General features: G+C 63.9%; 30 protein-coding genes. 17 read left to right on the plus strand and 13 right to left on the minus strand.

Going from position 1 to position 22,125, the window contains the following annotated elements:
• Positions 1-206: 206 nt before the first annotated feature.
• From LOK46_RS32400 to LOK46_RS32415, 4 genes are all read left to right on the plus strand, one after another.
• Positions 207-485, plus strand: coding sequence for a hypothetical protein (locus LOK46_RS32400; protein ID WP_273565257.1), 279 nt, complete (start codon positions 207-209; stop codon positions 483-485).
• A 118-nt stretch (positions 486-603) separates the two neighbouring features.
• Positions 604-780, plus strand: a complete 177-nt coding sequence (locus LOK46_RS32405; protein ID WP_273565258.1) for a hypothetical protein — start codon at positions 604-606, stop codon at positions 778-780.
• Positions 781-1,032: 252 nt separating this feature from the next.
• Positions 1,033-2,174 (plus strand): IS3 family transposase gene (locus LOK46_RS32410; protein WP_273565259.1). Its coding sequence is split into 2 segments (ribosomal slippage): positions 1,033-1,300 and positions 1,300-2,174, totalling 1,143 coding nucleotides; the frame shifts between segments, so codons are not numbered across the junction.
• A 762-nt stretch (positions 2,175-2,936) separates the two neighbouring features.
• The gene (locus LOK46_RS32415) at positions 2,937-3,119 is read left to right on the plus strand and encodes a hypothetical protein (RefSeq protein ID WP_273565260.1); all 183 of its coding nucleotides are present in this window, start codon (positions 2,937-2,939) and stop codon (positions 3,117-3,119) included.
• Positions 3,120-3,184: 65 nt separating this feature from the next.
• Here LOK46_RS32415 and LOK46_RS32420 read toward each other — a convergent pair whose 3' ends face one another.
• Positions 3,185-4,192 (minus strand): helix-turn-helix domain-containing protein, encoded by a 1,008-nt coding sequence (locus LOK46_RS32420; RefSeq protein WP_273565261.1) that lies wholly within the window; start codon positions 4,190-4,192, stop codon positions 3,185-3,187.
• Between the two features lie 411 nt (positions 4,193-4,603).
• Here LOK46_RS32420 and LOK46_RS32425 point away from each other — a divergent pair, with 411 nt between their 5' ends.
• Complete coding sequence (locus tag LOK46_RS32425) at positions 4,604-4,909, plus strand: hypothetical protein (RefSeq protein ID WP_273565262.1); 306 nt, start codon at positions 4,604-4,606, stop codon at positions 4,907-4,909.
• A 456-nt stretch (positions 4,910-5,365) separates the two neighbouring features.
• On the opposite strand, the gene LOK46_RS32430 is transcribed toward LOK46_RS32425, so the two are convergent.
• Together LOK46_RS32430 and LOK46_RS32435 are read right to left on the minus strand one after the other, a co-directional pair.
• Positions 5,366-5,782: a hypothetical protein gene (locus tag LOK46_RS32430; RefSeq protein ID WP_273565263.1), complete on the minus strand. Its 417-nt coding sequence runs from the start codon at positions 5,780-5,782 to the stop codon at positions 5,366-5,368.
• A gap of 83 nt (positions 5,783-5,865) precedes the next feature.
• On the minus strand, positions 5,866-6,357 hold the full coding sequence (locus LOK46_RS32435; protein ID WP_273565264.1) for a hypothetical protein: 492 nt from the start codon (positions 6,355-6,357) through the stop codon (positions 5,866-5,868).
• 301 nt (positions 6,358-6,658) lie between these two features.
• On the opposite strand from LOK46_RS32435, the gene LOK46_RS32440 reads away from it, so the two are divergent.
• From LOK46_RS32440 to LOK46_RS32455, 4 genes are all read left to right on the plus strand, one after another.
• On the plus strand, positions 6,659-6,916 hold the full coding sequence (locus tag LOK46_RS32440; protein WP_273565265.1) for a hypothetical protein: 258 nt from the start codon (positions 6,659-6,661) through the stop codon (positions 6,914-6,916).
• Positions 6,913-7,077 carry a hypothetical protein gene (locus LOK46_RS32445; protein ID WP_273565266.1) on the plus strand — a complete coding sequence of 55 codons (165 nt, stop codon included), beginning with the start codon at positions 6,913-6,915 and terminating at the stop codon, positions 7,075-7,077. The genes LOK46_RS32440 and LOK46_RS32445 overlap by 4 nt, the downstream gene beginning before the upstream one ends.
• 121 nt (positions 7,078-7,198) lie before the next feature.
• On the plus strand, positions 7,199-7,438 hold the full coding sequence (locus LOK46_RS32450; RefSeq protein ID WP_273565267.1) for a 3',5'-cyclic-nucleotide phosphodiesterase: 240 nt from the start codon (positions 7,199-7,201) through the stop codon (positions 7,436-7,438).
• A 127-nt stretch (positions 7,439-7,565) separates the two neighbouring features.
• Entirely contained in the window at positions 7,566-7,817 is a 252-nt protein-coding gene (locus tag LOK46_RS32455) for a 3',5'-cyclic-nucleotide phosphodiesterase (protein ID WP_273565268.1), read from the plus strand.
• A gap of 502 nt (positions 7,818-8,319) precedes the next feature.
• Here the strand turns inward: LOK46_RS32455 and LOK46_RS32460 are convergent.
• From LOK46_RS32460 to LOK46_RS32470, 3 genes are all read right to left on the minus strand, one after another.
• The gene (locus LOK46_RS32460; RefSeq protein ID WP_273565269.1) at positions 8,320-8,565 is read right to left on the minus strand and encodes a hypothetical protein; all 246 of its coding nucleotides are present in this window, start codon (positions 8,563-8,565) and stop codon (positions 8,320-8,322) included.
• 230 nt (positions 8,566-8,795) lie between these two features.
• Positions 8,796-9,053: a hypothetical protein gene (locus LOK46_RS32465; RefSeq protein WP_273565270.1), complete on the minus strand. Its 258-nt coding sequence runs from the start codon at positions 9,051-9,053 to the stop codon at positions 8,796-8,798.
• A gap of 344 nt (positions 9,054-9,397) precedes the next feature.
• Positions 9,398-9,637, minus strand: coding sequence for a hypothetical protein (locus LOK46_RS32470; protein WP_273565271.1), 240 nt, complete (start codon positions 9,635-9,637; stop codon positions 9,398-9,400).
• A 164-nt stretch (positions 9,638-9,801) separates the two neighbouring features.
• Here LOK46_RS32470 and LOK46_RS32475 point away from each other — a divergent pair, with 164 nt between their 5' ends.
• Positions 9,802-10,032, plus strand: coding sequence for a DUF6894 family protein (locus LOK46_RS32475; RefSeq protein WP_273565272.1), 231 nt, complete (start codon positions 9,802-9,804; stop codon positions 10,030-10,032).
• A 13-nt stretch (positions 10,033-10,045) separates the two neighbouring features.
• Here LOK46_RS32475 and LOK46_RS32480 read toward each other — a convergent pair whose 3' ends face one another.
• On the minus strand, positions 10,046-10,729 hold the full coding sequence (locus tag LOK46_RS32480; protein WP_273565273.1) for a hypothetical protein: 684 nt from the start codon (positions 10,727-10,729) through the stop codon (positions 10,046-10,048).
• Positions 10,730-10,992: 263 nt separating this feature from the next.
• On the opposite strand from LOK46_RS32480, the gene LOK46_RS32485 reads away from it, so the two are divergent.
• Positions 10,993-11,196: a hypothetical protein gene (locus tag LOK46_RS32485; RefSeq protein ID WP_273565274.1), complete on the plus strand. Its 204-nt coding sequence runs from the start codon at positions 10,993-10,995 to the stop codon at positions 11,194-11,196.
• 103 nt (positions 11,197-11,299) lie between these two features.
• Here LOK46_RS32485 and LOK46_RS32490 read toward each other — a convergent pair whose 3' ends face one another.
• Positions 11,300-11,689: a heme utilization protein gene (locus LOK46_RS32490; protein WP_273565275.1), complete on the minus strand. Its 390-nt coding sequence runs from the start codon at positions 11,687-11,689 to the stop codon at positions 11,300-11,302.
• A 264-nt stretch (positions 11,690-11,953) separates the two neighbouring features.
• Here LOK46_RS32490 and LOK46_RS32495 point away from each other — a divergent pair, with 264 nt between their 5' ends.
• A complete protein-coding gene (locus LOK46_RS32495) occupies positions 11,954-12,169 on the plus strand; it encodes a hypothetical protein (RefSeq protein ID WP_273565276.1) in 216 nt (71 codons plus the stop codon).
• Between the two features lie 273 nt (positions 12,170-12,442).
• On the opposite strand, the gene LOK46_RS32500 is transcribed toward LOK46_RS32495, so the two are convergent.
• Positions 12,443-12,709 (minus strand): hypothetical protein, encoded by a 267-nt coding sequence (locus LOK46_RS32500; protein WP_273565277.1) that lies wholly within the window; start codon positions 12,707-12,709, stop codon positions 12,443-12,445.
• 133 nt (positions 12,710-12,842) lie between these two features.
• On the opposite strand from LOK46_RS32500, the gene LOK46_RS32505 reads away from it, so the two are divergent.
• Positions 12,843-13,076: a DUF2171 domain-containing protein gene (locus tag LOK46_RS32505; protein WP_273565278.1), complete on the plus strand. Its 234-nt coding sequence runs from the start codon at positions 12,843-12,845 to the stop codon at positions 13,074-13,076.
• A 176-nt stretch (positions 13,077-13,252) separates the two neighbouring features.
• On the opposite strand, the gene LOK46_RS32510 is transcribed toward LOK46_RS32505, so the two are convergent.
• Positions 13,253-13,708, minus strand: a complete 456-nt coding sequence (locus tag LOK46_RS32510; RefSeq protein WP_273565279.1) for a GNAT family N-acetyltransferase — start codon at positions 13,706-13,708, stop codon at positions 13,253-13,255.
• Between the two features lie 193 nt (positions 13,709-13,901).
• On the opposite strand from LOK46_RS32510, the gene LOK46_RS32515 reads away from it, so the two are divergent.
• Positions 13,902-14,546 carry a nucleotide-binding protein gene (locus LOK46_RS32515; protein ID WP_273565280.1) on the plus strand — a complete coding sequence of 215 codons (645 nt, stop codon included), beginning with the start codon at positions 13,902-13,904 and terminating at the stop codon, positions 14,544-14,546.
• Positions 14,547-14,957: 411 nt separating this feature from the next.
• Here LOK46_RS32515 and LOK46_RS32520 read toward each other — a convergent pair whose 3' ends face one another.
• Positions 14,958-15,476: a hypothetical protein gene (locus LOK46_RS32520; RefSeq protein ID WP_273565281.1), complete on the minus strand. Its 519-nt coding sequence runs from the start codon at positions 15,474-15,476 to the stop codon at positions 14,958-14,960.
• Between the two features lie 493 nt (positions 15,477-15,969).
• On the opposite strand from LOK46_RS32520, the gene LOK46_RS32525 reads away from it, so the two are divergent.
• From LOK46_RS32525 to LOK46_RS32535, 3 genes are all read left to right on the plus strand, one after another.
• A complete protein-coding gene (locus LOK46_RS32525) occupies positions 15,970-16,452 on the plus strand; it encodes a hypothetical protein (protein ID WP_273565282.1) in 483 nt (160 codons plus the stop codon).
• Positions 16,445-16,783: a hypothetical protein gene (locus tag LOK46_RS32530; RefSeq protein WP_273565283.1), complete on the plus strand. Its 339-nt coding sequence runs from the start codon at positions 16,445-16,447 to the stop codon at positions 16,781-16,783. The genes LOK46_RS32525 and LOK46_RS32530 overlap by 8 nt, the downstream gene beginning before the upstream one ends.
• 181 nt (positions 16,784-16,964) lie before the next feature.
• Positions 16,965-17,954, plus strand: coding sequence for a site-specific integrase (locus tag LOK46_RS32535; RefSeq protein WP_273565284.1), 990 nt, complete (start codon positions 16,965-16,967; stop codon positions 17,952-17,954).
• Positions 17,955-18,495: 541 nt separating this feature from the next.
• Here the strand turns inward: LOK46_RS32535 and LOK46_RS32540 are convergent.
• The gene (locus LOK46_RS32540) at positions 18,496-19,332 is read right to left on the minus strand and encodes an outer membrane protein (RefSeq protein ID WP_273565285.1); all 837 of its coding nucleotides are present in this window, start codon (positions 19,330-19,332) and stop codon (positions 18,496-18,498) included.
• Positions 19,333-20,136: 804 nt separating this feature from the next.
• On the minus strand, positions 20,137-20,838 hold the full coding sequence (gene ctrA / locus LOK46_RS32545) for a response regulator transcription factor CtrA (protein ID WP_273565286.1): 702 nt from the start codon (positions 20,836-20,838) through the stop codon (positions 20,137-20,139).
• Positions 20,839-22,125: the final 1,287 nt, after the last annotated feature.

Here is a 22,125-nt window from a genome sequence, read left to right on the forward strand (position 1 = left end):
CGATCATCACCCGAACGACGCAAGCCAAAATAGGAAATCGTGCGGCTACGTACTCCGCCACAGCCGAGCTATGGCCGTCGCATCCGGCTCGTCGGGTGCCCTCCGAAAACCCGGTGAGCACGCCCGGTTTCGGTCTTGGTATCTTATAAGGGTTGGCCGGGTGGGCTCACGGGGTGAGCAGATCCGGTGAGAGGCAACTTCGAGGGATGATCAGCGCAACCATGCCGGCCAGACTTTCGACCCTCGCGGACCTTCGCAAAGCAGGCATCATCAGCAGCCGGGAAATCGTCGCGGCGATCGACTGCTTCATGCGAGATCCGGCGACCGGCCCTTACCGGTTCATGAGCGGCCATAGCCTCGACATCGCAGCCATCGTGGACGCGACGCCCGGCCTCGATCGGGTGGAGCGGGCTGGGCCGCAGGAAAAGACGTTCCGGAACGGGCTGGCGACCGCCCTCATGGCAGCGCGTCCGACCAAACCGTAACTTCCTGCCGCTCGGCATCGCGCCGATCCGTCCAAGAGGCAGGATCTTAGCGCCGCGAGTTCGGTTTGCCTGGGATGGCCCCGCGCTTTGGCGGCCGATCCTCCCAGGAGGCACCGCAATGAGCGACGGTATACCACTCCTGATCCTGGCCCTCGGCACTCTCGGCGGTATCTGGTTCATAGCCGCGGCGGCCCGCAAACAGGTCGCGGACGCCAAAGGCAGCCCGGAACGTTCGAACATTATCCACCATCATGGCGGTGAACCCCGGCCGAACATGGAAGGCACGGAGCATTGAGCCCCGCCAGCCAGGTGAACGACAACCGGCCCCACTGTGGATCGCCCGGCATCGCAGGCGGGCCTCCGGCACCGGCTCGCCTTGGCGAAATCCGCTACGCTGGTGGGTTGGCAGCCCAGGCCGGGATAGCCCTGCTTGTGCTCGCGATCGCTTTGATTTCGGATGGGTCGTGGTAGCTAGCCCAGGTGACCTGACCGGCTGGCTTTGGACCGGGCTGATTGAGAGGATCAGCCAGGACCGAAGGAGTCGGACATGCGGCGAGGTCAGAAGACGAGCGCGGAGCAGGTGGTACTGAAGCTGCGCCAGATCGAGGTGCAGACAGCCCAGGGCAAGAGTTTGTCACTGGCGTGCAAGGAGGCGGAGATCTCCGAGCAGAGTTATTATCGCTGGCGCAAGGAGTACGGCGGCCTCCAAGTCGACCAGGCCAGGAAGATGAAGGACCTGGAGCGCGAGAACGCGCGGCTGCGGCGGCTCGTGGCTGACCTGTCCCTGGAGAAGCAGGTGCTGGCGGACGTCGCCTCGGGAAACTTGTAGCCCCCGAGCGGTGCCGGCAGGCGGTCGACGGCATCCGGGAGAAGTACGGCCTCTCGGAACGTCACGCCTGCCGGATCGTCGGTCAGCACCGCGGCACGCAACGCTACGTGCCGACCGTGCTGACGGACGAGGATGAGCTGACCCGCGCCATCATCGCCCTGGCGTCCGAGTACGGACGCTATGGCTATCGCCGCGTCACCGCGCTGCTGCAGGCAGCAGGGTGGCAGGTGGGCAGGGATCGGGTTCAGCGCATCTGGCGTCGCGAGGGGCTGAAGGTCCCGCAGAAGCACCGGCCGCGCAGCCGGCTTTGGCTGAATGACGGCTCGTGCGTGCGGCTACGGCCGCTCCACCGCAACCACGTCTGGAGCTTCGACTTCGTGCAAGCGCGGACCCACGACGGACGCTCGCTCCCGGTCCTCACGCTGATCGACGAGCATAGCCGGGCTTGTCTGGCGCTGAAGGTGGCGCGACGCATCAACAGCGTCGGCGTGATCGAGACGCTGGCCGACGCCATGTGCCTGCACGGCATCCCGAAGCACATCCGCTGCGATAATGGCCCTGAGATGATCTCGAAGGCGCTGCGCAAATGGGTCGCCAAAGCTGGCTCGCAGATCCAGTACATCGCACCCGGCTCGCCGTGGGAGAACGGGTACTGCGAGAGCTTCAATGGAAAGCTTCAGGATGAGTGCCTGAGACAGGAGATTTTCTACTCGCTGAAGGAGGCACAGATCGTGATCGGTCTTTGGCAAACTACCTACAACCGCGTCCGGCCGCACTCGTCCCTGGGCTATCGGCCGCCCGCGCCTGTCAGCTACCCGGATCTGGCCTTCCGGCTACCCATGGCAGCGGCCATGCAGTAGCCTCCCACTCGGCTCGGTCCAAAATACCGGTCAGGTCACAGGGCTATGCGCCCAACCTCGTGGCAGCGTTCTACCTCCCAGCGGATTTGGGACAGGATCCGCCGTCGAGCTTGAGAGTCAGGAAGGTCTGCCCATAAGCGTAGCAGCTCTTTTGCACTTGTGAGGTCGCTTTCGGGCTCAGCCTGCTGGAAGAATGTCTCGGGCGAGCAGCCAAGCGCCTCAGCGATGTGATGCAGCGCGGCCGCTGCACCCGTGCCCGGCCGATCGCTCGGATCGTCGTCTCTGCGTGTCATGTTCGGGCATCCCGGAGGCCAGGCTACCTACCTCGTGGATGACGAGGCCGCTCGAACACACGTTAGATTTGCGCTGCCGGCTGATCCACGCCGCAATCAATTCTCGGGTGGGTGCCGAGCTGCTACCTCATGGCCACCTTGCGCACCTCGGCGAGAAGAGCTTGGCGCACAGCGGGATCCTCGATCTTAAACCAGAGCCGGACGAGTTCGGCCATCTCATTCGGGTAGGACTCGAGGTGCGCGGCCCGCGTGAGTGTCTCGACGGGACATCCGAGGCTCGTGGCGATGCGGCGAACCGCGTCATGACCACGCTGGCGACGGCTCGTGGAAGCGACTGATCCCCATGCTGGATGACGCATGATCGACCTCTCAGACGCGCAATTCGCTCTCCTGAACACAACTTATGTCTGTGCGGAGGATCTGCCTAGCACCTATCGCGCGAGAACCTTCAAGCGCAGGTAGGCGTGCAGTGAGCATCGGTGCCGACGATGACGAGTTCGACGAGATGGTCGATGCCTGCCGCAAAGCGCACGAGATCGTGTCGGAGCACGGAACACTCGAGATGCAGGCATTCACCAAGGCGCTGCTGCACGCGTTAGCGAAAGAAGCGGCACGCCGGTCGACCTCGGGTAGGGACGGGCATGACGCTTGATCAGGCCCCCGGATCTACGCTGCGCCACCAGACCGACGCTGTAGGCCGGCCGGGTGTCTACAGAGCTATTGACGCTGTCCAAGCTGCTCGAACTGCCGGATGAACCGCTCGGGTGTCGCCTGCCACCGAGCTCGCACCCGCTCGCGTTCGGTTGCCCGCCAGTCGCGCGGCGTCAATCCGAAACGTGCGCGGAAGCTGCGGCTGAAGTAGGCCGACGTGCTGAAGCCGTGCCTCTCGGCCAGGCGAGCCACGCTCCTCATCTCCAGCGGATCGGCGAGTGCACCATGCAGTGCCAGCAACCGCTGCTCGTGCAGGTAAGCTCGAACCCCGCCTAATCGGCCGAACAATCGGTAGAGAGCCGAGCGCGACACCCCCAACTCCAACGCGATCGCGGCCGGCGTCAGATCCGGATCGGCCATGCGCGCCCGTATGTGCCGCTCAGCGAGCACAAGCAGCCCGCGGTCGAGTTCCCTTCTCTCTAAGACATCGGAGGCCCGCGAGCGGTCGAGGATGCCGCGCAGGAACGCGAGGAGTTCGGTCCGTAGCGCGGGTACCTCCGCCATCTCAGTGTGGGCGAGCTGACGATAGAGTGCTGTCAGCCGCGCCGTCAGAAGGCGGTTACGCACGGGGTCGAAGCGCACGCTGCGCCCCTCAAGGTCTAAGCCCGACAGCAGTGCGCGCGGCACGATCAGCCCGAGTGTGTCGGCGGCAGCAAACTGCAGATCGAGGGTCCGCCTCCGATCTGACAGCGCGACGGTGCCCGGCCCGCAGGTAGTGTTCGTATCCTCGACCAGCCCCGAGAAACCGCCAGTGCGCCAGAGCTGGAACGTGATGTGATCTGGGGTGGTCTCGACCCGCCGGCGATCGCGCGTGATGTGTTGGGTGGAGAACAGCGTGCGGTTGGCGATGAGGTCGCCGAGTGGATAGACGATGGTGCTGCCGCCAGGCTGACGCAGACCGTGAGCGCTTGGGCGTATGTCGTACATCGGCGCCATGAGGCGGCGCCACGTCTCAAAGCCGACCTCTGCCGGCAGGGTGGTGGTGTCGATGTAGAGCGACGGCAGGCGCGACATGCAACAAGGACTATCGCCCCTTCGGCGGAGTCAATGCCTATAAGCTCACCAATTGCTTATCCCTTGAGATATCCACCTCCCGAAACAGTGACGCAGGGCTGATGACCGGCTGCTTGCGAGGGGCTTCCTCAGCGAAAGAGGGGCTTCGGCATGGTCCGCCACTCATGCCAAGACCAATCTTAGGATATGTCATCTGGCGTACAATAAATCTCTGGTGCTTCTGAACTACTGCGATTTATTATAAAGCAATACTAAGAAACAATTTTGTCCAATATGTCATTTTAGCCCGAGACACGCACCCGCCGCACAGATATTGCTCGCAGCAAGCTCTACAGCATGGAGCCACGAGGGAGGCCGATGTTTCGGATGTCCGTGTTTGCGCGGGCGTTCAGTGGCACCCTGGAGCGATCCTTGTCCAAGCGCATACCAAAAAACCGAAAGACTGCTCGTTCCAAGCTGGGCTCCGAACAGGTCACGCCCGTTCGGCGCAGAACGCCGCCGAAGGCGGCTCCGGTCATTGCACACTCAAAAACACCCTTGGCATTTGGCGGCATGGTCCACGCGGTGATCCGTGACCGGTGGCAGTCGAACCGTCCCTTCGCGGGGCATACAGAAGACAGTTTGCGCCGGAAGGTTCGAAGCCCGGCGATCGCGAACCACATCAAGGAGCAGGCTCAGCGCGAACTGGCGTTGCGAGAGGGCCTTATATGGCTATGAGGCGATCGCCCACGATTGGGTTGTTCAGATCCGTGGACACCGAGCATGAGTGAAGCGGTTCAACGCACCTCGGTGAGATCGAAGCGTGCTTCGCCGACAGCAACGAATCTGTTCGATCATTGTTTATTATATTTAATTAACCAATATTGCCGCATGAATTGAACCTCCTCGCTGCGGTCCGCATAATTACATATCTTCTATGGGCACCAAAAGCAGAGGAGATATTCGATGTCTCATTGCATTTTTGTCCGCGAATGTATTGGTCCGAAAAACCGCCCTCCCGTTATGCTGGCATACGACATCTCAGATCGCGCAGATGCAGAGGCGATCATCCAGAGCATCGCACAATCATATTCTTCAAACGGGATTGATCTGAGCAGTGGAGTGCATTGGTTTTATCACGGGGATAGGCGGCATGAGATCTACGCCTGGCCACAGGGCTGATCTGCCGCCGTTTCACGAGCCTGATCTGCCGACCAAATTGAGGAGCGTTATGCCGGCCGCAGCGAGTACGTTCCCGCGGCCGCCCCAACGCATCGGTGGGACATGGATCACGATCGCATCGGCCGGGACTTCCGGAAGGGTGACCTCGGGCGCCTCGGCCTCGCGGTCCTGATCGCCGCCGCGCATGTAGACGACCTTGCTCCCATCGTGGTTCTCGGGCGCGGCCAGCGAGGGCTCAGCGTCGGCGCCGGCCTCGTCGTCCGCATCGCCGTCCATGCGATCGAGCACGGCGATGATGCGGTCGGCCGCGTCGAGGGCAGTCTGTGCCGCCTCCTCGAGGCTGGCGCGTAAGTCGGCCCCAGCGAGCGGCGGTAGGGCCTCCGAAGCGGTTGGTTTCGGACGCGGGGTGAAGGTGAGCACGTCGCCCATGGGATCAGGTCTCAGGATGTGATGGGAAGGCACGGCGGGATCCGGCCGGGGCGGTACGCACGGATACGGGAAGGCGGGAGGGATCAGACCCCTCCGTTCCCTGTCTCGGCCTCGACAGCAGCGAGCGAGGCCAAGAGGAAATCGCCGAAAAACTCCTGCTGCGCCTTGGCTCGCCAGTCGGCGCCGAAGGTGAGTTCCGCCTGGTAAGCCGCATGCCGGACGAGCGCGGCACGGCCCTCGGCAGTGCTCGGCACGGTGGCCCAGACCGCCGCGCGGGTGGCTCGTTGATCCCGCTCGATAACCTCCTCTTGGATCCGCTCGGCGTCCGTCATGCGGCGGCCGGCGGCGGACGCGGCAAAGGCCGTCATCGCAGCCTCGGCACTCTGGCTTGAGGCGATGGCCGCGAGAACAGGATCCGGAGTGCGAGGAGCCGGAGCGTCCTCGTCCGACGCCACGGGGTACTCATCCGCATGAGCCAGGGCGAACAGCTCCCCGATGCGCAGTTCGTGGGTGATCTGGGCGAGGTGGAGCTCCCGCTCGCTGGCGATGGGCTGCAGGCGGGCGAACTCGGCCACGGTGATCTCGCCGGCCTCCATGGCTCGGAGCAGACCCCGCGTGGTCCAGGCGCCGCCTGTCGGGTGGTTCAACTCGGGGCAGTCGTGGAGCGGTAGGGCCCGGATCGAATGCTGATGGCAGGCCGCGCGCCAGGCGGCCTTCGCCTCCGCGCTACCGGGCGCGAGCTGCGGAGTCGTGGGGCGACGGGATGCGCCGACACTGGCACGAGCCGAACACTCCGCCCGCTGACGAGGTTTCAGCAGACGGTGACCTACAGGGCCTGACGCGCTTCTTCGCGGGCTTCCGGACCAAGGATCAGTCGTGACTTACACCGTCCAGCAGCTCGCTCCCGGCAGCTACGACGTCCTGCTGGATGGCGCCGTCGTAGCGTCCCTTGTGCGTGAAGTCGACCGCGGCGGGACAGCGCGGGAATGGCTTGTCGACCTCCTCAATGAGCTATCGCCTGCCGAGCGACCTGAGCCCTTCACGGCCCAGCAGCACGCCTTCGACACGCGTGCAGAGGCGCTGGAGTGGCTTGGCATTGAAGAGTCCGACGCAAACTCCGAGCCGACCGGATGAACGTCATCATAGGCCGGATGCTCGCCATCGGCGTGGCGGTGGTGCTCGTGAGCGTCGAACGTGCGCTTGAAGCTGCGGGTTTGAAGTACGCCTTCGAGGACTGTGCCGTCGCGGCTTTCACGGCAGCCATCGTGGTGGTGGCCGCGGATCTACAGGCATGACCGCCGGCCTTTCCATCCTCGAGAACCGCGGCGGGGCGGGATCGGGTTTCGGGAGCGGAAGGGACCAATCTGGCGCCAGCTTCGTTGTGCGTCGTCGGACCATTCCGCTCAGGGACCAAACGTGCGCAGCCTGATCCTCGCTTTCGGCCTCGTTACTATCGTCGCGCCCACCTTGGCGCAGGCGCCCAACCGCGGCAACGCAGACCTACAAACCAACTGTGCGGGTGACGCCCTCGCATTCTGCGCCGGCATTGATCCGAACAGCCCGCAGATGGACGCCTGCTTTAAGAAAAACCTGAGCCGGATGTCCCCGAATTGCCGTCGTGCCATCGACGCCTACGAGAAGGCCGGCGGTAGGTAGCAACTCGACGATCGGTCACAACCCGACTGCCGCGAAGGGAGCGAACCTCAGTTCCATCGGCAGAAGGGATAGATCACCGAGCCAAGCCGTTAGCGCATCAACGAATTCCTCCGACCGGGCATCCAATATGCGAAGCGTCATCCTGGCACTCGGCCTCATCGCCGTCGCGACTCCCGTGCTTGGGGCTCCAGATGCGTCGGCCTCAAAGCGTGGGAATAAAGATCTGAAGACCTACTGCTCCGGCGATGCGGTCACGTTCTGCAGCGGCAATGATCCGGACAGCCCGGAGATGGACGCATGTTTTAAGAAGAACATGGACAAGATTTCGGAGAACTGCCGGCGTGCGATCACGGCCTACAAGGGTGGTGGGGGCAAGTAGCGCCTCCACCTTGCTTGTGAGACAGACACCCACGCCGAAACCGCTCGGCCATAGGAGTAGACGAGGGTGATCACGGGCCCGCAGCTTCTCGCGGCACGGTTCTCCGTAGGCTTAGCGCCAGCGGAGCTAGCCAAGCGTGCCAAGGTGCCTCTGAGTGTCCTGGCGCGAGCAGAGGGCAGCCCAGGCGAGCCGGCCGTCACCACCGCACAGCTCAACGCTCTGATACAGGTCCTGCGCGCTGCCGGCGCCAGCTTCCCGCCTGCCGATCCGCACGTGGGCGTTTCAATCCGTGGCCCGACCGCGGGTCGCTGTTGAGGCCCAACAACGGTACTTCGTCATACACTACACCATTCGCGATCAGTTCCCGGTGCGTGCCGATGGCGGCTGCATCATCGGCAGACCAATCGGGCCTGTTGCTTGCAACGGCGCTGAACCGCACCCACCCACGTCAGCACTCGGATTGCACGTCGTCAAACTGGACCACGAAAGGACCAGTGAGCCCTCACGCGGCTACGGCTAAGCTCGTATGCCGCCTTTCGGACACGCCAGCAGTCTCGGCACTGCTCCCGCCGAACAGATGTCGGTACAAATCTGCCGGGGTCCGAGCCGGGCCGCTTCCATCCGCGATGAGCACATCCGCCATCCCGGCGGCAATCAGGCTCATGCCCTGATCCAGCGCGTTCAGCAGAGAGGCGTGCTGGAAGGCGAACCGGCGCGCAGACTCACGGGCGGTGACGGTGAAGCTCACGGATGATGATCCCAATACGGTCACGGAGCGCGACCGATCGGGCGCTGCCGCTTACCTGTGGTTGCGATAGGGGAAGAGAGCGAAGCGAAGCCCTTGACGAGCATCGCGTCCCACGCGTCATCGTCAGCGATAACGACTGTCTGTTGAAGAAATCGTGTTCAACTTGCGGCTGCGGGCACACCTGCCAGCGACTCACCGTGTGAACTTCGTTTGCGGACCGCGCGGGGCCGCTACTTCACCGTGCGCCACTTCACGGGTGGCAGGGCCTCGCCGGGCGTGGTCGCGTCCCGCTGGTAGAAGGTCCGCCGATCGCCGGTCACGACCTCGGCGACATCATCGATCGCCTCAATCACCTTCGAGGTCGCGTTGTAGAGCGGGCCCTGCGGCGTGGCCCTCGTGAGGACTAGGACGCACTGCTGCCGCCAGCGCCGGACCTCCTCCAGAAAGGCGACCTCCTCGGCCCGCACGAAGACGCCTCGTCTCGCCATTCTGCCGCTCCGCCCGCACGATGAGCAGATAGAACGGGGCGCGAACATAGCTAGCGGGACGATGGAGAACGTCAGGTGGGTCACCCGCGTCCAGCGTCGACGCCGCTCGGCCCTCACCAGTTCGATACCCGCCTGGGTCATGCTCAAGGTCCTAGGATTACTCCTATGACCTCAGCCTCAAAGGGCCAGCTCACAAGGCGGCCTTCGCCGGATGCGTACCGTTCTCAACACCCGAGGCTCGGATCAGGGAAAGGCCTGCCCGATCCGCCGGCGCGGGCTTTTTCAATCTGAGGCGCCTGACCCTCTCCGGCCAACTTCACCCTGGCGCTCAGGCTCAAGTCGCATCATGCCTTGTCATCGAACGATTTGGACAAGGACAGACCGTGCCGCTCCTCGAGCTCAGCTCGGCCGGCATCGGTGATGCGGTACTCGACGTTCTTCGTATCCGGATCCGTTCGCCCCGTGGCTATGACCAATCCCAGCACCTCCATGCGACGCATGTAGCCGCTCACCTGATAGAAGCGGGCGCCGGTCTCGGCGAGCGTGCGAAGCCGGTAGAGGCTTCCAGGCGGGAGCTTGTACATCGTCCGCCAGTGTATCGATTGTCGGCTGACGCGTCAGGGATGAGGGCTCAGCATCTGCCGGTAGCCATGCTGAAGGTGTTTCGCAGGGCGTATCAGGTGGTTCACCGAACCGGCATGGCCCGCTTGTGTTTGCGACAGAGGGGCCCCTGATCCAGGAGGCGTGAGTGTCACGCTACTTCATCAGCACGGCCATCGGTCACGAGGTTCAAGACGAGGAGGGCGTAGAGCTACCGAGTTACGATGCTCTGCGCACTATCCTCCGTCACACGCTGGCGGCGATCCTCCATGACGAGGCGGAAGAAAGTGGAGAGACCGACCTTACAGCACGCGCCTACGACGAGGACGGTCGGTTGGTGATGCAGGCACGAGCCAGCTTCTCCGTCACGGATCAGTAGTACACCGTCTGGCTCAACGCTGCGGCATGCGCCGGATCGAGTCGACGTGTTCAGGCGATAGGTCAGCCTCGAAGGCTCCGTGGTGGCGCGCCTCCGCCCGCCTCATCTCCGCGCGGCGCACCTGTTCGGGCACGACCTTGGTGCCGACCGCCCCTGTCGTCAGCGGAGCATTGCGGTTCGGCCAATCTTCCAGACGGCGCGCCTTCGCGGATTTCTGGTCTCCGCAGCCATCACAAACCGACACCAGCCAGGACTGCCAGAGTCCGTCAGTCTTCTCCTGTGCCGACTCCGCTCGTTCACGGTGCGCCGACGCCAGCTCGAAGGTGTTCAGATCCGACTGTTTCTTCGGTTCGGTCGCTGCACGAAGCTCATCGAGCCGAACGTCGGGCTTTTGCAGAGGCGCCCTTGTTGGAAGAGCGCCTGTTGCGCTCGGATCGGGCCCGCAGCCGATACAGATGCTTCTGCCGATCTTATCATCCGTCGCCTGACGAGATGTCCGGCGCTCGATAGGCTTGAACGATGTAGGGCTGGCATCACGGCTCGGTGGCTTTGTCTGCCCGACCGTAGTGGTGTTTGGTGCCTTTTCAGCGGAGAGCGGGCCACCGCCGGTTCCGGTAGTGCCTGTCTGAGCCGAGAGGGGCACTCCGCATAATATGCAGAGCACGAGACTGGCAGGAAGAGCGCGAAGGTCTGTCATGGCCACCTCCATGACCTGTCAATTGCTTGAGGTGGATCCAGTTCTGTACCTCTTAAGGATAGGCTCTAAGGCTCACACGCTGGTGAGATCTGGCGCTCCCCCGCCCCGTGAGCAGATCGGGTCGGGGCCGAGTGGACGGTTAGCGGACCGGCAACCATTCGGCCGTATCCCGCCGGCACGTCCGAACTTCTCGCCCGCCGTCGCCTCCTGGCGCGACCAGATCGAGCCTTTGAGCCAGTCGGTTGCACATGGCATATGAAGCCATGACCTACCGCGTTGAATTTCGCCGAGATGGCGCTGTTATCGGCGAGGCCGAGGGCCTCGAAGATCGTACTGCGGCCAAGCGGCTCGCAGAGGCAGAGATTGCCCAGCGCGACGCCGAGATCGCGCTCGTGATCGACGTGGACGGAACTGGAATGGAGGTCGCGTCGATCAGGCTGGATGCCATGAAGTGGGATGACGAGTAGGCGCCCCACGGTGCACCTGTTCGGCGTCCGTCCGGAGCACGCAGCTTCCTGCGTGTGGAATATGCCAACGCCTTGATGGCCAACGGCTCAGAACCGTCGCTCGTCAGCTCGCTCGCTTGGCACTCCAACTCCCGCTGCACTCCACCAAGCCGCCCGACGTGCGCCACGTGCCACTGCCGCTGCCCTTTGCGGTCAGGCTGCCGGCGATCGGCACCTTGTTCGAGCCCTGGGTGATCGTGGCCTGCACGGTGCCGCCGGCCGACACGCCACCATCAATGTCGACTTCCTCTCCGGGGATTGAGGCGTCGCTGTCCTTAATCTGCACCCGGTAGCTCGTGCTGGCCGAGCAGGGGCCCTCAACCGTGGTCGCCACGATCGTCCAGGCGCCGTCGAACTGGTTCGGTACCTGCACCTTCTTCGTCGCGGCATCCGCTGGGAGGAGGGCGCCTGCCGCCAGGCAAGCCGCGAGGATCAGGGTAGGGGTACGTGCCACAGATGGCTCCGGCGATTGCGAGGCCAGAGTGACCACGCCCACGGAGAACAGAGGCTGCAGCTAAATAGTTTCAGAGAGCCATGAGCAAGAGTATCGATCGGCGCCTGAATTTTTCTGGCCCGCTCATCCGCAACAGCAGGCCTATTGTATCTATCATTTGATGGGTACTACGCAAAAGTCGATTGCTTTCAGGAACCCAGTCGAGCGTCGTGGGCTTTCGTCAGCCATGCGGGCGATCAGTCCGTGGTCCTAGGGAGATCTCGCATGAAGATGACTTTTGCGCTTGCGGCGGCTGCCCTGCTCAGCAGCGTCGCCCTCGGTGCCAGTTCGGTGTCAGCTGCACCAATGTTTGTCAGCGGCCTTCAGGCCGGCCAGTCTAGCGTCGCCCAGGTTCGCATGACGCACAGCGAGCGCATGATGATGAAGAAGCGGATGATGCGGAAGAAGATGATGCGCAAGCGGATGATGCACCGCATGTGAGGCACTTATCGCCAACCGGAAGGGCCCTTGCCGGGGCTCTTCCGACTTCACGGCTTTGTCTGATCAATGAGGCTGAAGCCTTGTCCCGCACATACAGGCTCGCGGCGGTGCCCTGCCCTTCGTACCCTGGGTGTTTCCGCTGGATCGTATCATCCTCGGATGGCATCTTCTCCGAGCAGTCGACCTATCCATACGCGACCAAAGCAGCGGCCATGATTGTAGGCCGGATCCGAATGGCCGATCTAAGTGGCGGACGGCAGGGAAAGGACCCGCTTACCCCCGGATCGGAAAGCCCATGACGACGGCGGTTTTCACCATCGTGCGGCGCAGCCCGGGCGTGGTGTCTTTGTCCGCGAGGAGCTTCTTGGCCTGCGGGTGCATCTCGATCGCCTTAGCCACGTCGACGGTGTGGCCCGACTTGAAGGCGAACGGTCCGGCGTTCTCATCCTTCAGATAGGCAGCGGTAGCCGCCTCGATCTCCTCGTCCGTCACCTCGGACTTCCGGCGCAGGTCGACGACGCTGGGGATCTCTTTTGCCATGCCGGAGGCCTACCGCGGCGCCCCTGCCCCGTCCATGACCTGCCTCAGCGCCCACTCATTCGGTGCCAGCCAACTGAGCCGGAACATCGCCGTTTGGACTCCGGTTACGGCTGCTCAACAGGGAGTGAGACCGATGGTCGATGTCGCGCAGATCCAGGAGCATGCCGAGGTAGTTGGCTCGGACGGGAAACACGTCGGAACCGTCGATCATATCGACAAGGGCGAGATCAAGCTGACCAAGAAGGACGCAGCCGCGGGTGGCCTGCACCACTTCATCCCGGTCGATTTCGTGCGCGCGATCGAGGGCGGAGAGGTTCATCTCGACCGACCAGCGGATGAGGTCATGCGCGAGTGGTCGACGTCCTGACATGTCCGCGTCAACGGCAGACGGAAGCTTCCGATGCTGGCCGGGCGGCCATATCATCACGGCTCGCTCGGTCTCGCGCACATCCCGACCGCGTCCGCGGCTGGTGTGTTAGAGATAAGGTCACAGCGTTGCGCCGCTATGGCGCCATCACACCACAGCACTGTCATGCTGTAGCACTACAGAACTATGATCGCTTTCTGCATCGGAATGCAATTGCCGGCACGCCCGAGCGCCAGTGGCAGATGCCCTACTAGGCGACGCCATCCTGTCGCGATGTAGAACCCCTCTGCCGCTGCGGCCGCATTCACCAACAAGACGCGGATGCCGAGCCGGTGTGCGCACTCCTCCACCTTGGCGTTCAAGATACGTCCATGGCCCTGCCCGCGATCGGGTGCGGCGATGGCTACGAGCCTCACGATGCCCGTACCGTCCCGAAGGTCGTCGAGCCTTGTTGTGCCGATGCCCCTTCCTTTGAAGATCTGCAGGAGCGGATGGTGATTGGGTAGCCGCTCTTCGGCGAGGGTCTCGTCATATCCGCTGAGACCCCGGTCCTCCCAGAGAACGGTGCGCCGGATGGCGTGATAGGTCCGCCAGTCAGCCTCGTTGGCGACGCGAATGAGGATGTGGGCCATTGGCTGAGGATACTAAGCGGCCGTCCGTTCTCCATTCATTGGGATACAGGTCGGCGCTCAAGCCGTGAAGCGGCGCGCTATCGTGCTGTAGCGCTACAGCATGACCGCGCTTTGGCGCTGTAGCATGATGGAGCCATAGCGCTTTCCTACTGTCACGCTTCCCTGCTACAGCGCGACAGCACTACGAGGTCCCATGCGCACGATCACACTCGTCACACAAAAAGGCGGAAGCGGCAAAACCACGATCACAGCGAGCCTCGCAGTCGCGGCGGCCGAGGCTGGCGAGAAGGTGGTAGCCCTCGACTTGGACCCGCAGGGATCGCTTGCGGCATGGGGCGACAACCGGACGGAGGAGGCGCCGGCGGTTGATCGCCTCGGCGCCGATCGGCTGGCTGAGTTGCCGCAGATCCTGGCCGCGCTCGGCCAGCAAGGGTTCACACTCGCGGTTCTCGACACGGCCGGCGTGGCTTCGACTGGCGGCAACCTCGCAATGCAGGCGGCAGACCTGGCTCTCATCCCCGCCCGCCCCTCGCGCCTTGATCTCCAAGCGACCATGCCGACCATCGAGACGCTGATGCGGCTCGGCATGCGGGACCGGTTCGCCTTCGTGCTCAACCAATGCCCGGCGGGACGGTCGGCTCGAACCTCTGAGGCCGCGAGCGGCTTGGGTATGTTCGGCGTCTTGGCTGAGCCGGCACTGACCCAGAGGGCAGACCATCAAGACGCGCTGGCGGCCGGGAAAGGCGTCACGGAGTATGCGCCCGAGGGCAAGGCGGCCGACGAGCTGCGTGCCCTCTGGGCCTGGGCGGATCGCAAGATGAAGGCAGCCAAGGCATGACGAAGCGCCCTTCCCTGATCGGCGGGCTGATCCTACCGGGATCTGCGCCGAGCGAGCCAGCGGCGGCAGACGAACGCACATCCCCATCCGTCGAGCCTTCGGCTGCGGCACCGGCTCCGAAGCCCACCGGCCGTCGCCCCCGGCCCGACGTCGTCCATACATCTGTCTACTTGCCGCGAGAGGTGCATCGACGCCTTCGCGAGATCGCGTTCACCCGTGACGTGAAGGTGCACGACGTCATCATGGAAGGGATCGACGCCGCCCTGCAAAAGTATGGGCATCCGTCAGCAGCCTCCCTCAAGACCAAGGGCGACGCGTAGCGCCATAGCGTGGTAGCGCTACGGCATCATCCCGCTATCATGCTCTCATGCTGTAGCATTACGACGCCAGGACGCTGCAGCTAGGCTGCGGCTAGAGAAGCTGCTCGATCTGCTGCTTCGAGAGCTTACCGCCGTTGGCGAGGCAGGCCGTCGCGATTGTCTCTACCTGAGCCCAGATATCAGGCCGCGCGAGACGCTGCTCCGCTAGCTGGAGCCCAACCCGGAACACGATTTCGCGCTCTTCCTGCACTTCAGCTGGATCTCTGCCGGCCGTCGGGATCAAAGGGGATCGCGCGATCGTATCCCGCGCGATCTGCACATCGCTTGGCTGTGACTGGAGCGCCTCGCCGATGAGGCACCCCTTGGTTCGCGCATCGGCGGCAGCACCCGCGAGGATGATCGCGACGTTTCGACCAAGATCTTTCTTCTGCTCCTCTTCGGGCAGGTCTGGGTCGTGGATCAGCGTTGCGACGCCGGCATTGCCGAAGGCGCCGGCCACCGAGGTCGGGGCATCGATGTCGATCCCATGCCCAATCGGGCCGCCTCGGAAGATGTGAGAGATGACCACGTGGGCCGCCTCGCGGTGCGCGACCTGCTCTCGGTAGTCCATGCGATCGCCTGGGCTCAGAAGGGGGCGACGGCCATACACCAAGGCCTTCCGGCACCGGACCCCCGACCGCCGATCCAGCAGGGCCATTCTTCCGCATCCGAGCATTGTAGCATTACAGCGCTATCATGCTTTAGCGTTGCGTTGCTGCTGGATTTGATGTAACTTGCGATAAATGGTATTCTCGAAAGTTGTGGCTAGGCGGGTTGGAAGGGGCGCGATGAAATGAAGCCTCAGCTAACTTCGCCCGCCGACGCGTTCGCGCCGCTCCGCGATGCCGCATCGAGCGCCGTCCGCAATCTCGGCCTGACGTGTGCGCCTTGGCAGCTCTCACCCGAGCACTGGCAGCGCGTGCTCAATGCTGTCGAGGCACGGGCTAGGATGCGGGGCCATGCCCTGTCGTTCGGCTGGCGAGCCGAGCTGGCCGTGCAGATGGGGCGGGACGAGCCTTGATTGGCCGTTGCCAAGTTGTTCCGACACTTAGAGGTGAGGGGGCATGTCGCACGGCTTAGGCAAAAGCCAGCGCCTCATACTGCAAGCACTGGCATCGCTTGAGGCCGAACATGGCCGCGATGAAGACTTGTTCTACGTCTGGGCCATCGTGGATCGCGCCTACGCGCTCTCGCCCGAGATGCAAGGGCGCTATCGCACTCAGAATGAGGCGAGCGCCACGCAGGCTGCCGCGTTGAAGGTACGCGCGGATGCCGGCGAAGAATTGGCGATGCGGTATCTACATCTCACTCGAACACTCACCTGCACGCGGCCAGGGGCACGCGCCCGGCGCACAACTCCTTTTTGGTTCACGGAAGGCGACTTCAATCCTTCTCGGGTCCTAACAAGCCTTGAGCGGCGAGGGCTCGTCACGCGCCGCGCCGTGAGGGGCGGCGGGTCTGCCGGGCTGACGGATGAGGGGCGGCCGACCGCTGTTTTGTTAAGTGTCGGAACAACTCTGCCGGTAGCAGGGGCGGCCGATGTCTGAGCTCAAAGCGGCAGAGGCCACCCCGATCGCCCTCATAGACGGCACGGCCGGCGCTCGGCTGCCGATCAAGCCCGCTCACGGCAGTCCGTACAACGGGTGCGGGCTCTGCTGCGCCATGGAGCCGTGCGCTGTCGCCCGCGGGTTCATCCCCGACCATCCGGAGGAGGGGCCATGCCTCGCCCTCGAATGGGAGGCGGGCCGGTTCGCTTGCGGCATGATCCGTCGGCCAAGCCACTACATGCGGCTCCAGAACGACTGGGCGGATAGGGTGCTCGGCGACATGATTGCGGACGCGCTTGGTGCCGGCCGGGGCTGCGATGCCGAGATCTGAGTCTGATAATGCGCTGATCAGCCAGGTTCCCCCCGGATCGAGGGAAAATTCCTCGGCTGAGTTTTACGGGGAAGTCGCGAAACTCCCGGACGGGGCTGCCCGCAACTTTGGGGAGACCCTGCCAGCTGAGGCTGCTGCGATAGTTCGAGCCTATCAGCGTGCCAGCAAGGCCGATGCGACCGTGCGGGCCTATACGTCCGATGCGCGGGTGTTTCAGGATTGGTGTGCCCAGTTCGGCTTCCGGTCCCTGCCATCGACACCCGAGGCCGTGGCCGCGTTCATCGTCTCGGAAGCGGAGGCTGGGCGCGCCGCCTCGACACTCGGCCGGCGGCTCGCCGCGATCCGGTACGCACACAAGCTGGCTAGGGCCGCCGACCCGACAGATGATGAAGGTGTGCGGGCCGCCATGAAGGGCGCCAGGCGCAAGGTTGGCGTCGCCCCGACTCAGAAGGCCGCCGCGACTGCGGAGATCCTAGCCGCGCTTCTGATGCGGACGCCGGACACTCTGACTGGCAAGCGCGATCGGGCGTTGCTCGCTCTCGGCTTCGCGGGGGCCTTCCGCCGGTCCGAGTTGGTGGCCCTCGATGTCGAGGACCTGCGCGACGATCCTGAGGGCCTGCGCGTCATGGTGCGCCGGTCCAAGGTGGACCAGGAGGGCAGGGGGTTTGAAAAGGCCATCCCGCACGGGCGCTTCATCCGCCCGGTCGCCCTGGTGCGCGAATGGCTGGATGCAGCCGGCATCACGTCGGGTCCGGTGTTCCGACCGGTGTCCCGATCAGGGAGGGTGCGCAAATCTGCGCAGGGGGGCAACGAGGGGGTGTTGAGTGCCCAACCGTTTGAGGATGGAGTGCAAGATCAGCACCCCGCAGAACGTGGGTCGCGCGTCCCCCACCTCTCGGACCCTTCGCATCAATCTGATGCAAAGCCACCACGGCTGACGACGCAGGCCGTGGCCGACATCATCAAGCGGTACTGCACTGCCGCCGGCCTCGATGCGTCGACCTTCGGGGCGCACAGCTTACGGGCTGGCTACATCACGACGGCGGCCGAGCGCGGCGCGGATCTCGCGCGGATCATGGACCAGTCTGGCCACCGGGATCCGCGGACAGTAGTCGGCTACATCCGGCGGGCGAACGCTTTCAAGGGACATTCGGGGAGCGGGTTCTTATAGGGGACCGTTGCCTGACACGGAGCTTGTTAGTCCTCTGGCGTGACGCAGGTCCCCATGAAGGCCTTTCGCTCCGGCCCATCCTTCAGCTTCTGACTATCCGCCCGTTGCCGACAGCGATCGAGCACTGCCGGGTCGACGGCCGAAGCGGCCTCCTCTCCTGAGGATACCGCCGCTGCAGGAGGTTTCTGTTTCGGCTCAGCGACGCGTTGTGCGCGTCCTGCGGCCGGAAGGCAGGCAAGGGCAATCGCGATCGGAAGAAGCTTGAGAGAGCGTAGCATGAGCGTCGGCTTATGCTTCGCGGGTCGGGCCGGGGGCATGGGCGCATTCCAAGGCTGAGGTGCAGCCAGAATGGCAAACGCCCCAGGAGCGGGTGGGCTCCTGAGGCGCTGCCGACCTCGCGGCCAGATTGATCGGGCTGGGGATGCGAAGTCTAACCCAGGGGTTAGCACCTTCCACGGCGGAGGGCGATAAGGAGGACCAACACCTCTCGCCCGCCCGCTGAATCTCCCGCCATATCGGCCGAAAGCCGCTTGATCCGCTCTTAGTACGAGCCGAACTTGTAGTTCAGGCCGGCGCGGACGACGGCGAACTCGTCGTCGCGACGACCGATGGCGCTGTAGTAGACCGGGACGAGGTTGGCGGCGTTGACCACCAGAGCGCCCTGGTTGCGGTTGCCGCGCTCCAGGTTCACGTACAGACCTTCGATCTTCAGCGTCACGGCCGAGGAGCGGAAGAAGTTCAGGAACGACTCGGTCGGCAGAGCGAATTCGACGCCGCCGCCAACGGCGTAGCCGGTGCGGAAGCTGTCGTTACCAGCGTAGCCGCCGAAGGAGCGGTCAGCGCTGCCCGAGCCGTAGGCAAAGCCGCCGGTGGCGTACACGAGGGTCCGGTCGAAGGCGTAGCCGAGGCGGCCGCGCACCGTACCGAAGTAGTCGAGGCTCGACAGACCGCGCGGGTCAGTCACGTAGAAGCCCGGACGGACGCCGCCGCCGGTGATGAAGGCGTTGTTCCGGTTACGGCCGAAGTCGAGGTACTGGGCGTCGGCCTCGAAGCCGACGACCACGCCCGAACCCGGGGTGAACTGGTAGTTGTAGCCGATCTGCGCGCCGCCCGAGAAGCCGTCCTGGCTGCGGTTGCGGAACGTGGCAGCGGTGCCGGCCACGGCGTAGGGGGCCGGGATGCCAAAAGTCGAGTTGTTGTCACGGCTGCTGGCATCGAAGGCATAGCCGGCGTTGATACCGAAGTAGGCGCCGGTCCAGGTGAAGACCGGGACGGGGGTGAACACCGGCGGCGGCGCGGCGCGGCGCGGCAGGTCGGCAGCCGAAGCGGCGACGGTCAGGGCAGAGAACGCGGCCAGCGAGGCCAGAAGCTTCTTCACGGGTGTACTTTCCCCAGCGAACTACGCGGTTGAGGGCCACCATAGCTATCTGTGCACAGCCAAGCTGTATCTCGCCAGACACACTTACGGCTAAGCTGAGGCGCTGCCAGCTCTGGCTCGTCGAAATGACTCTCCCGCCTTCGCAGCCAGGTTGGAGGAGCGGGCCGGATCCCGTGATGACGTGGTTCGGCCCTATGCCGTTCGGCCTGTAGGCCGGAGCGACGGACGCGATGTAGCGCAGGGTCGGCACGGCGTGGGCGCGGCGACTACGGAGAGCGCGCGAAATAAAAGAGGCCGCCCCCGAGGGAGCGGCCCGAAGTCAAGGGAGGAAACGCCCTCGGAAGGGCTGCAGCGCAGCGGCGCTGGCGCAATCGCTTTGCTGCAATGCAATAAGCAATTGCGTCCCGTTAGGTTCCGCACCGTCCCGCTGCCGATGCGTCAGCCCCACCGGCCCAGCCTGCGGGGGAGGGGGGTCACCTTGGACCAAGCCGGTGGGTGTCCCTTGGGAGGACGCTAGGTAGCTTGGTACGGCAGTGCAGCAAATGAAGAGCCCTGAATGAGCAAAGCCCGCCCTGATGTTACAGGTGCGGGCTTGTTGCGACTGCGCCGACGAGGCCGCACCCTGGATTTCGGTGCCTCTCTTCCGGCGCTCAGCCCCCCAGCCGATCGCTGGGTGTTGGATGCTACGCTATAGTTAACGGATCGTTGCCGTCGATGGGCAATCGCGCGGCATGCCGTAGCGCTCACCAGACCTATCGATCGTCACCCGGTCGCCGTCATGGTGCTGCGTCAGGGCATGTGCCGTCAGCTCGCTATAGCCCGCATCTCGGGGGCGCCTTCGCGCAGCACATAACCGCGACCCCAGATAGTCTCGATATAGTTCTTGCCCTGGCTGGCGTTGGTGAGCTTCTTGCGCAGCTTGCAGATGAAGACGTCGATGATCTTCAGCTCCGGCTCGTCCATGCCGCCGTAGAGATGGTTGAGGAACATCTCCTTGGTGAGCGTCGTGCCCTTCCGGAGCGAGAGGAGTTCCAGCATCTGGTACTCCTTGCCGGTCAGGTGCACTCGGGCGCCGCCGACCTCGACGGTCTTCTGATCGAGGTTCACGATCAGGTCGCCGGTGGTGATGACCGACTGGGCGTGGCCCTTCGAGCGGCGCACGATGGCGTGGATGCGCGCCACCAGCTCGTCCTTGTGGAACGGCTTGGTGAGGTAGTCGTCGGCACCGAAGCCGAGGCCCTTCACCTTGTCCTCGATGCCGGCCATGCCGGACAGCACGAGGATGGGTGTCTGTATCTTAGCCACGCGCAGCGAGCGGAGCACCTCGTAGCCCGACATGTCGGGCAGGTTCAGATCGAGGAGGATGATGTCGTAATCGTAGAGCTTACCGAGATCGACACCCTCTTCCCCGAGGTCGGTGGTGTAGGTGACGAAGCTCTCGGACTTGAGCATCAGTTCGATGCTCTGCGCAACCGTAGTATCGTCTTCGACCAGCAGAACACGCATGACGCCACCTCGAACTGCGATGGCTCATACACCCTCAGCGATACTGAACCGTTAACAGGCGTCCCCGCTGTTCAGCGCTTGGTCACGAACCATGCGACCCGCTCGTCGGGCAGCAGCTCGAGGCCTGAGAGGAAGAGCACGCCGTTGCTGATGGTCGTCCCGTCTCAGGCTCGTTTCGCCACTACGCCGGCGCTCCACTCGCGGTATTCCTCTGCTGGCGCTGGCGCTCAATAAACTACTGAAGCCGTCGGCAGCCCTTCGAAATACCGGTTCCGGGTTCGCTCGCAAGGCCTCGGCTGTGGAAGCGTAGTCCTTGCCGTATTTGGCTGCGACTCGGTCCATGCGGAGCGCAATCTCACGCTCCAACTCCTCTTCCGACATACCGGCGAACGGGTTGGCCCGGTGGATCGCCTCCAGCTTGGCAATACGGGCCTCGATCTCTCTCAGCCGCATGTCCAGGCCTCCTTGGATGTGAGCCCTTCTCGGGCAAGCAGCGCGGCTGCCCAGGCATCGTGCTCGGGCTCGATCGGCTCGGTGTGCCGGTCTTCAGGCGGTTCTGACGGCGCTCGCTCTCGGTCTCGGTGTGGCCATCGAGGCTGTGCTTCAGCCGCTTCGACATCCCCTTGTGGGACTTCCGTGCCGCGGGTGTCCAACCTGGACGTCTCGAGGTGGGTTCAGGTGTCTCGTTCTCGTCCGACATAGGTTCGCCTCCGTATGAGAGGCCCCCTATCCATACCGGATCGACGCAAGACACAAACGGCCGAGCTTCAGTAGAGCCTTAGTGTCCCCATCGGCTGGCCCGGCGATGTCATCGGATGGCGCCGGCTCGGTCAGCCGATGACGTTCAAGGTGTTAGCTCTTCACGGGAGGGCCTCTCCAACTCTTTGAGGCAGGTCTACTGATCACAATGGCCCCTATCCCCGACCGCTCATCTGCGCTGGACAGCACCCGCTGCGGTGGTCGACCGAAGGTCTGCGCCCACGTCAGTCTGACGATTTCGCTGAGCGGTCTCTCCGAACTCGAAACCTGCGTGGCCGAAGCGACCATAGCAAGACGATCTCGCCGTCTATGCGCGGCACCGATCCAGCGGGTGATGAGACGCTCCGACTGAAAACGCCGCGTCAGCCAAATTCTCCGCGCTTTCCGTGGTCGATAGCCGTCTGCTGGATTACAGATGCTTTTCGCGGCGTCCATGATCTGGTCCCATTTGGACTCGCGAGCACAGTCTTTAGCCACGCTCGCGCATGCCATCTGCGCTACGCGCCAGAAGGCTTCATGGACAACTTA

It is taken from the genome of Methylobacterium sp. NMS14P (assembly GCF_028583545.1).
Classification (GTDB): Bacteria; Pseudomonadota; Alphaproteobacteria; order Rhizobiales; family Beijerinckiaceae; genus Methylobacterium.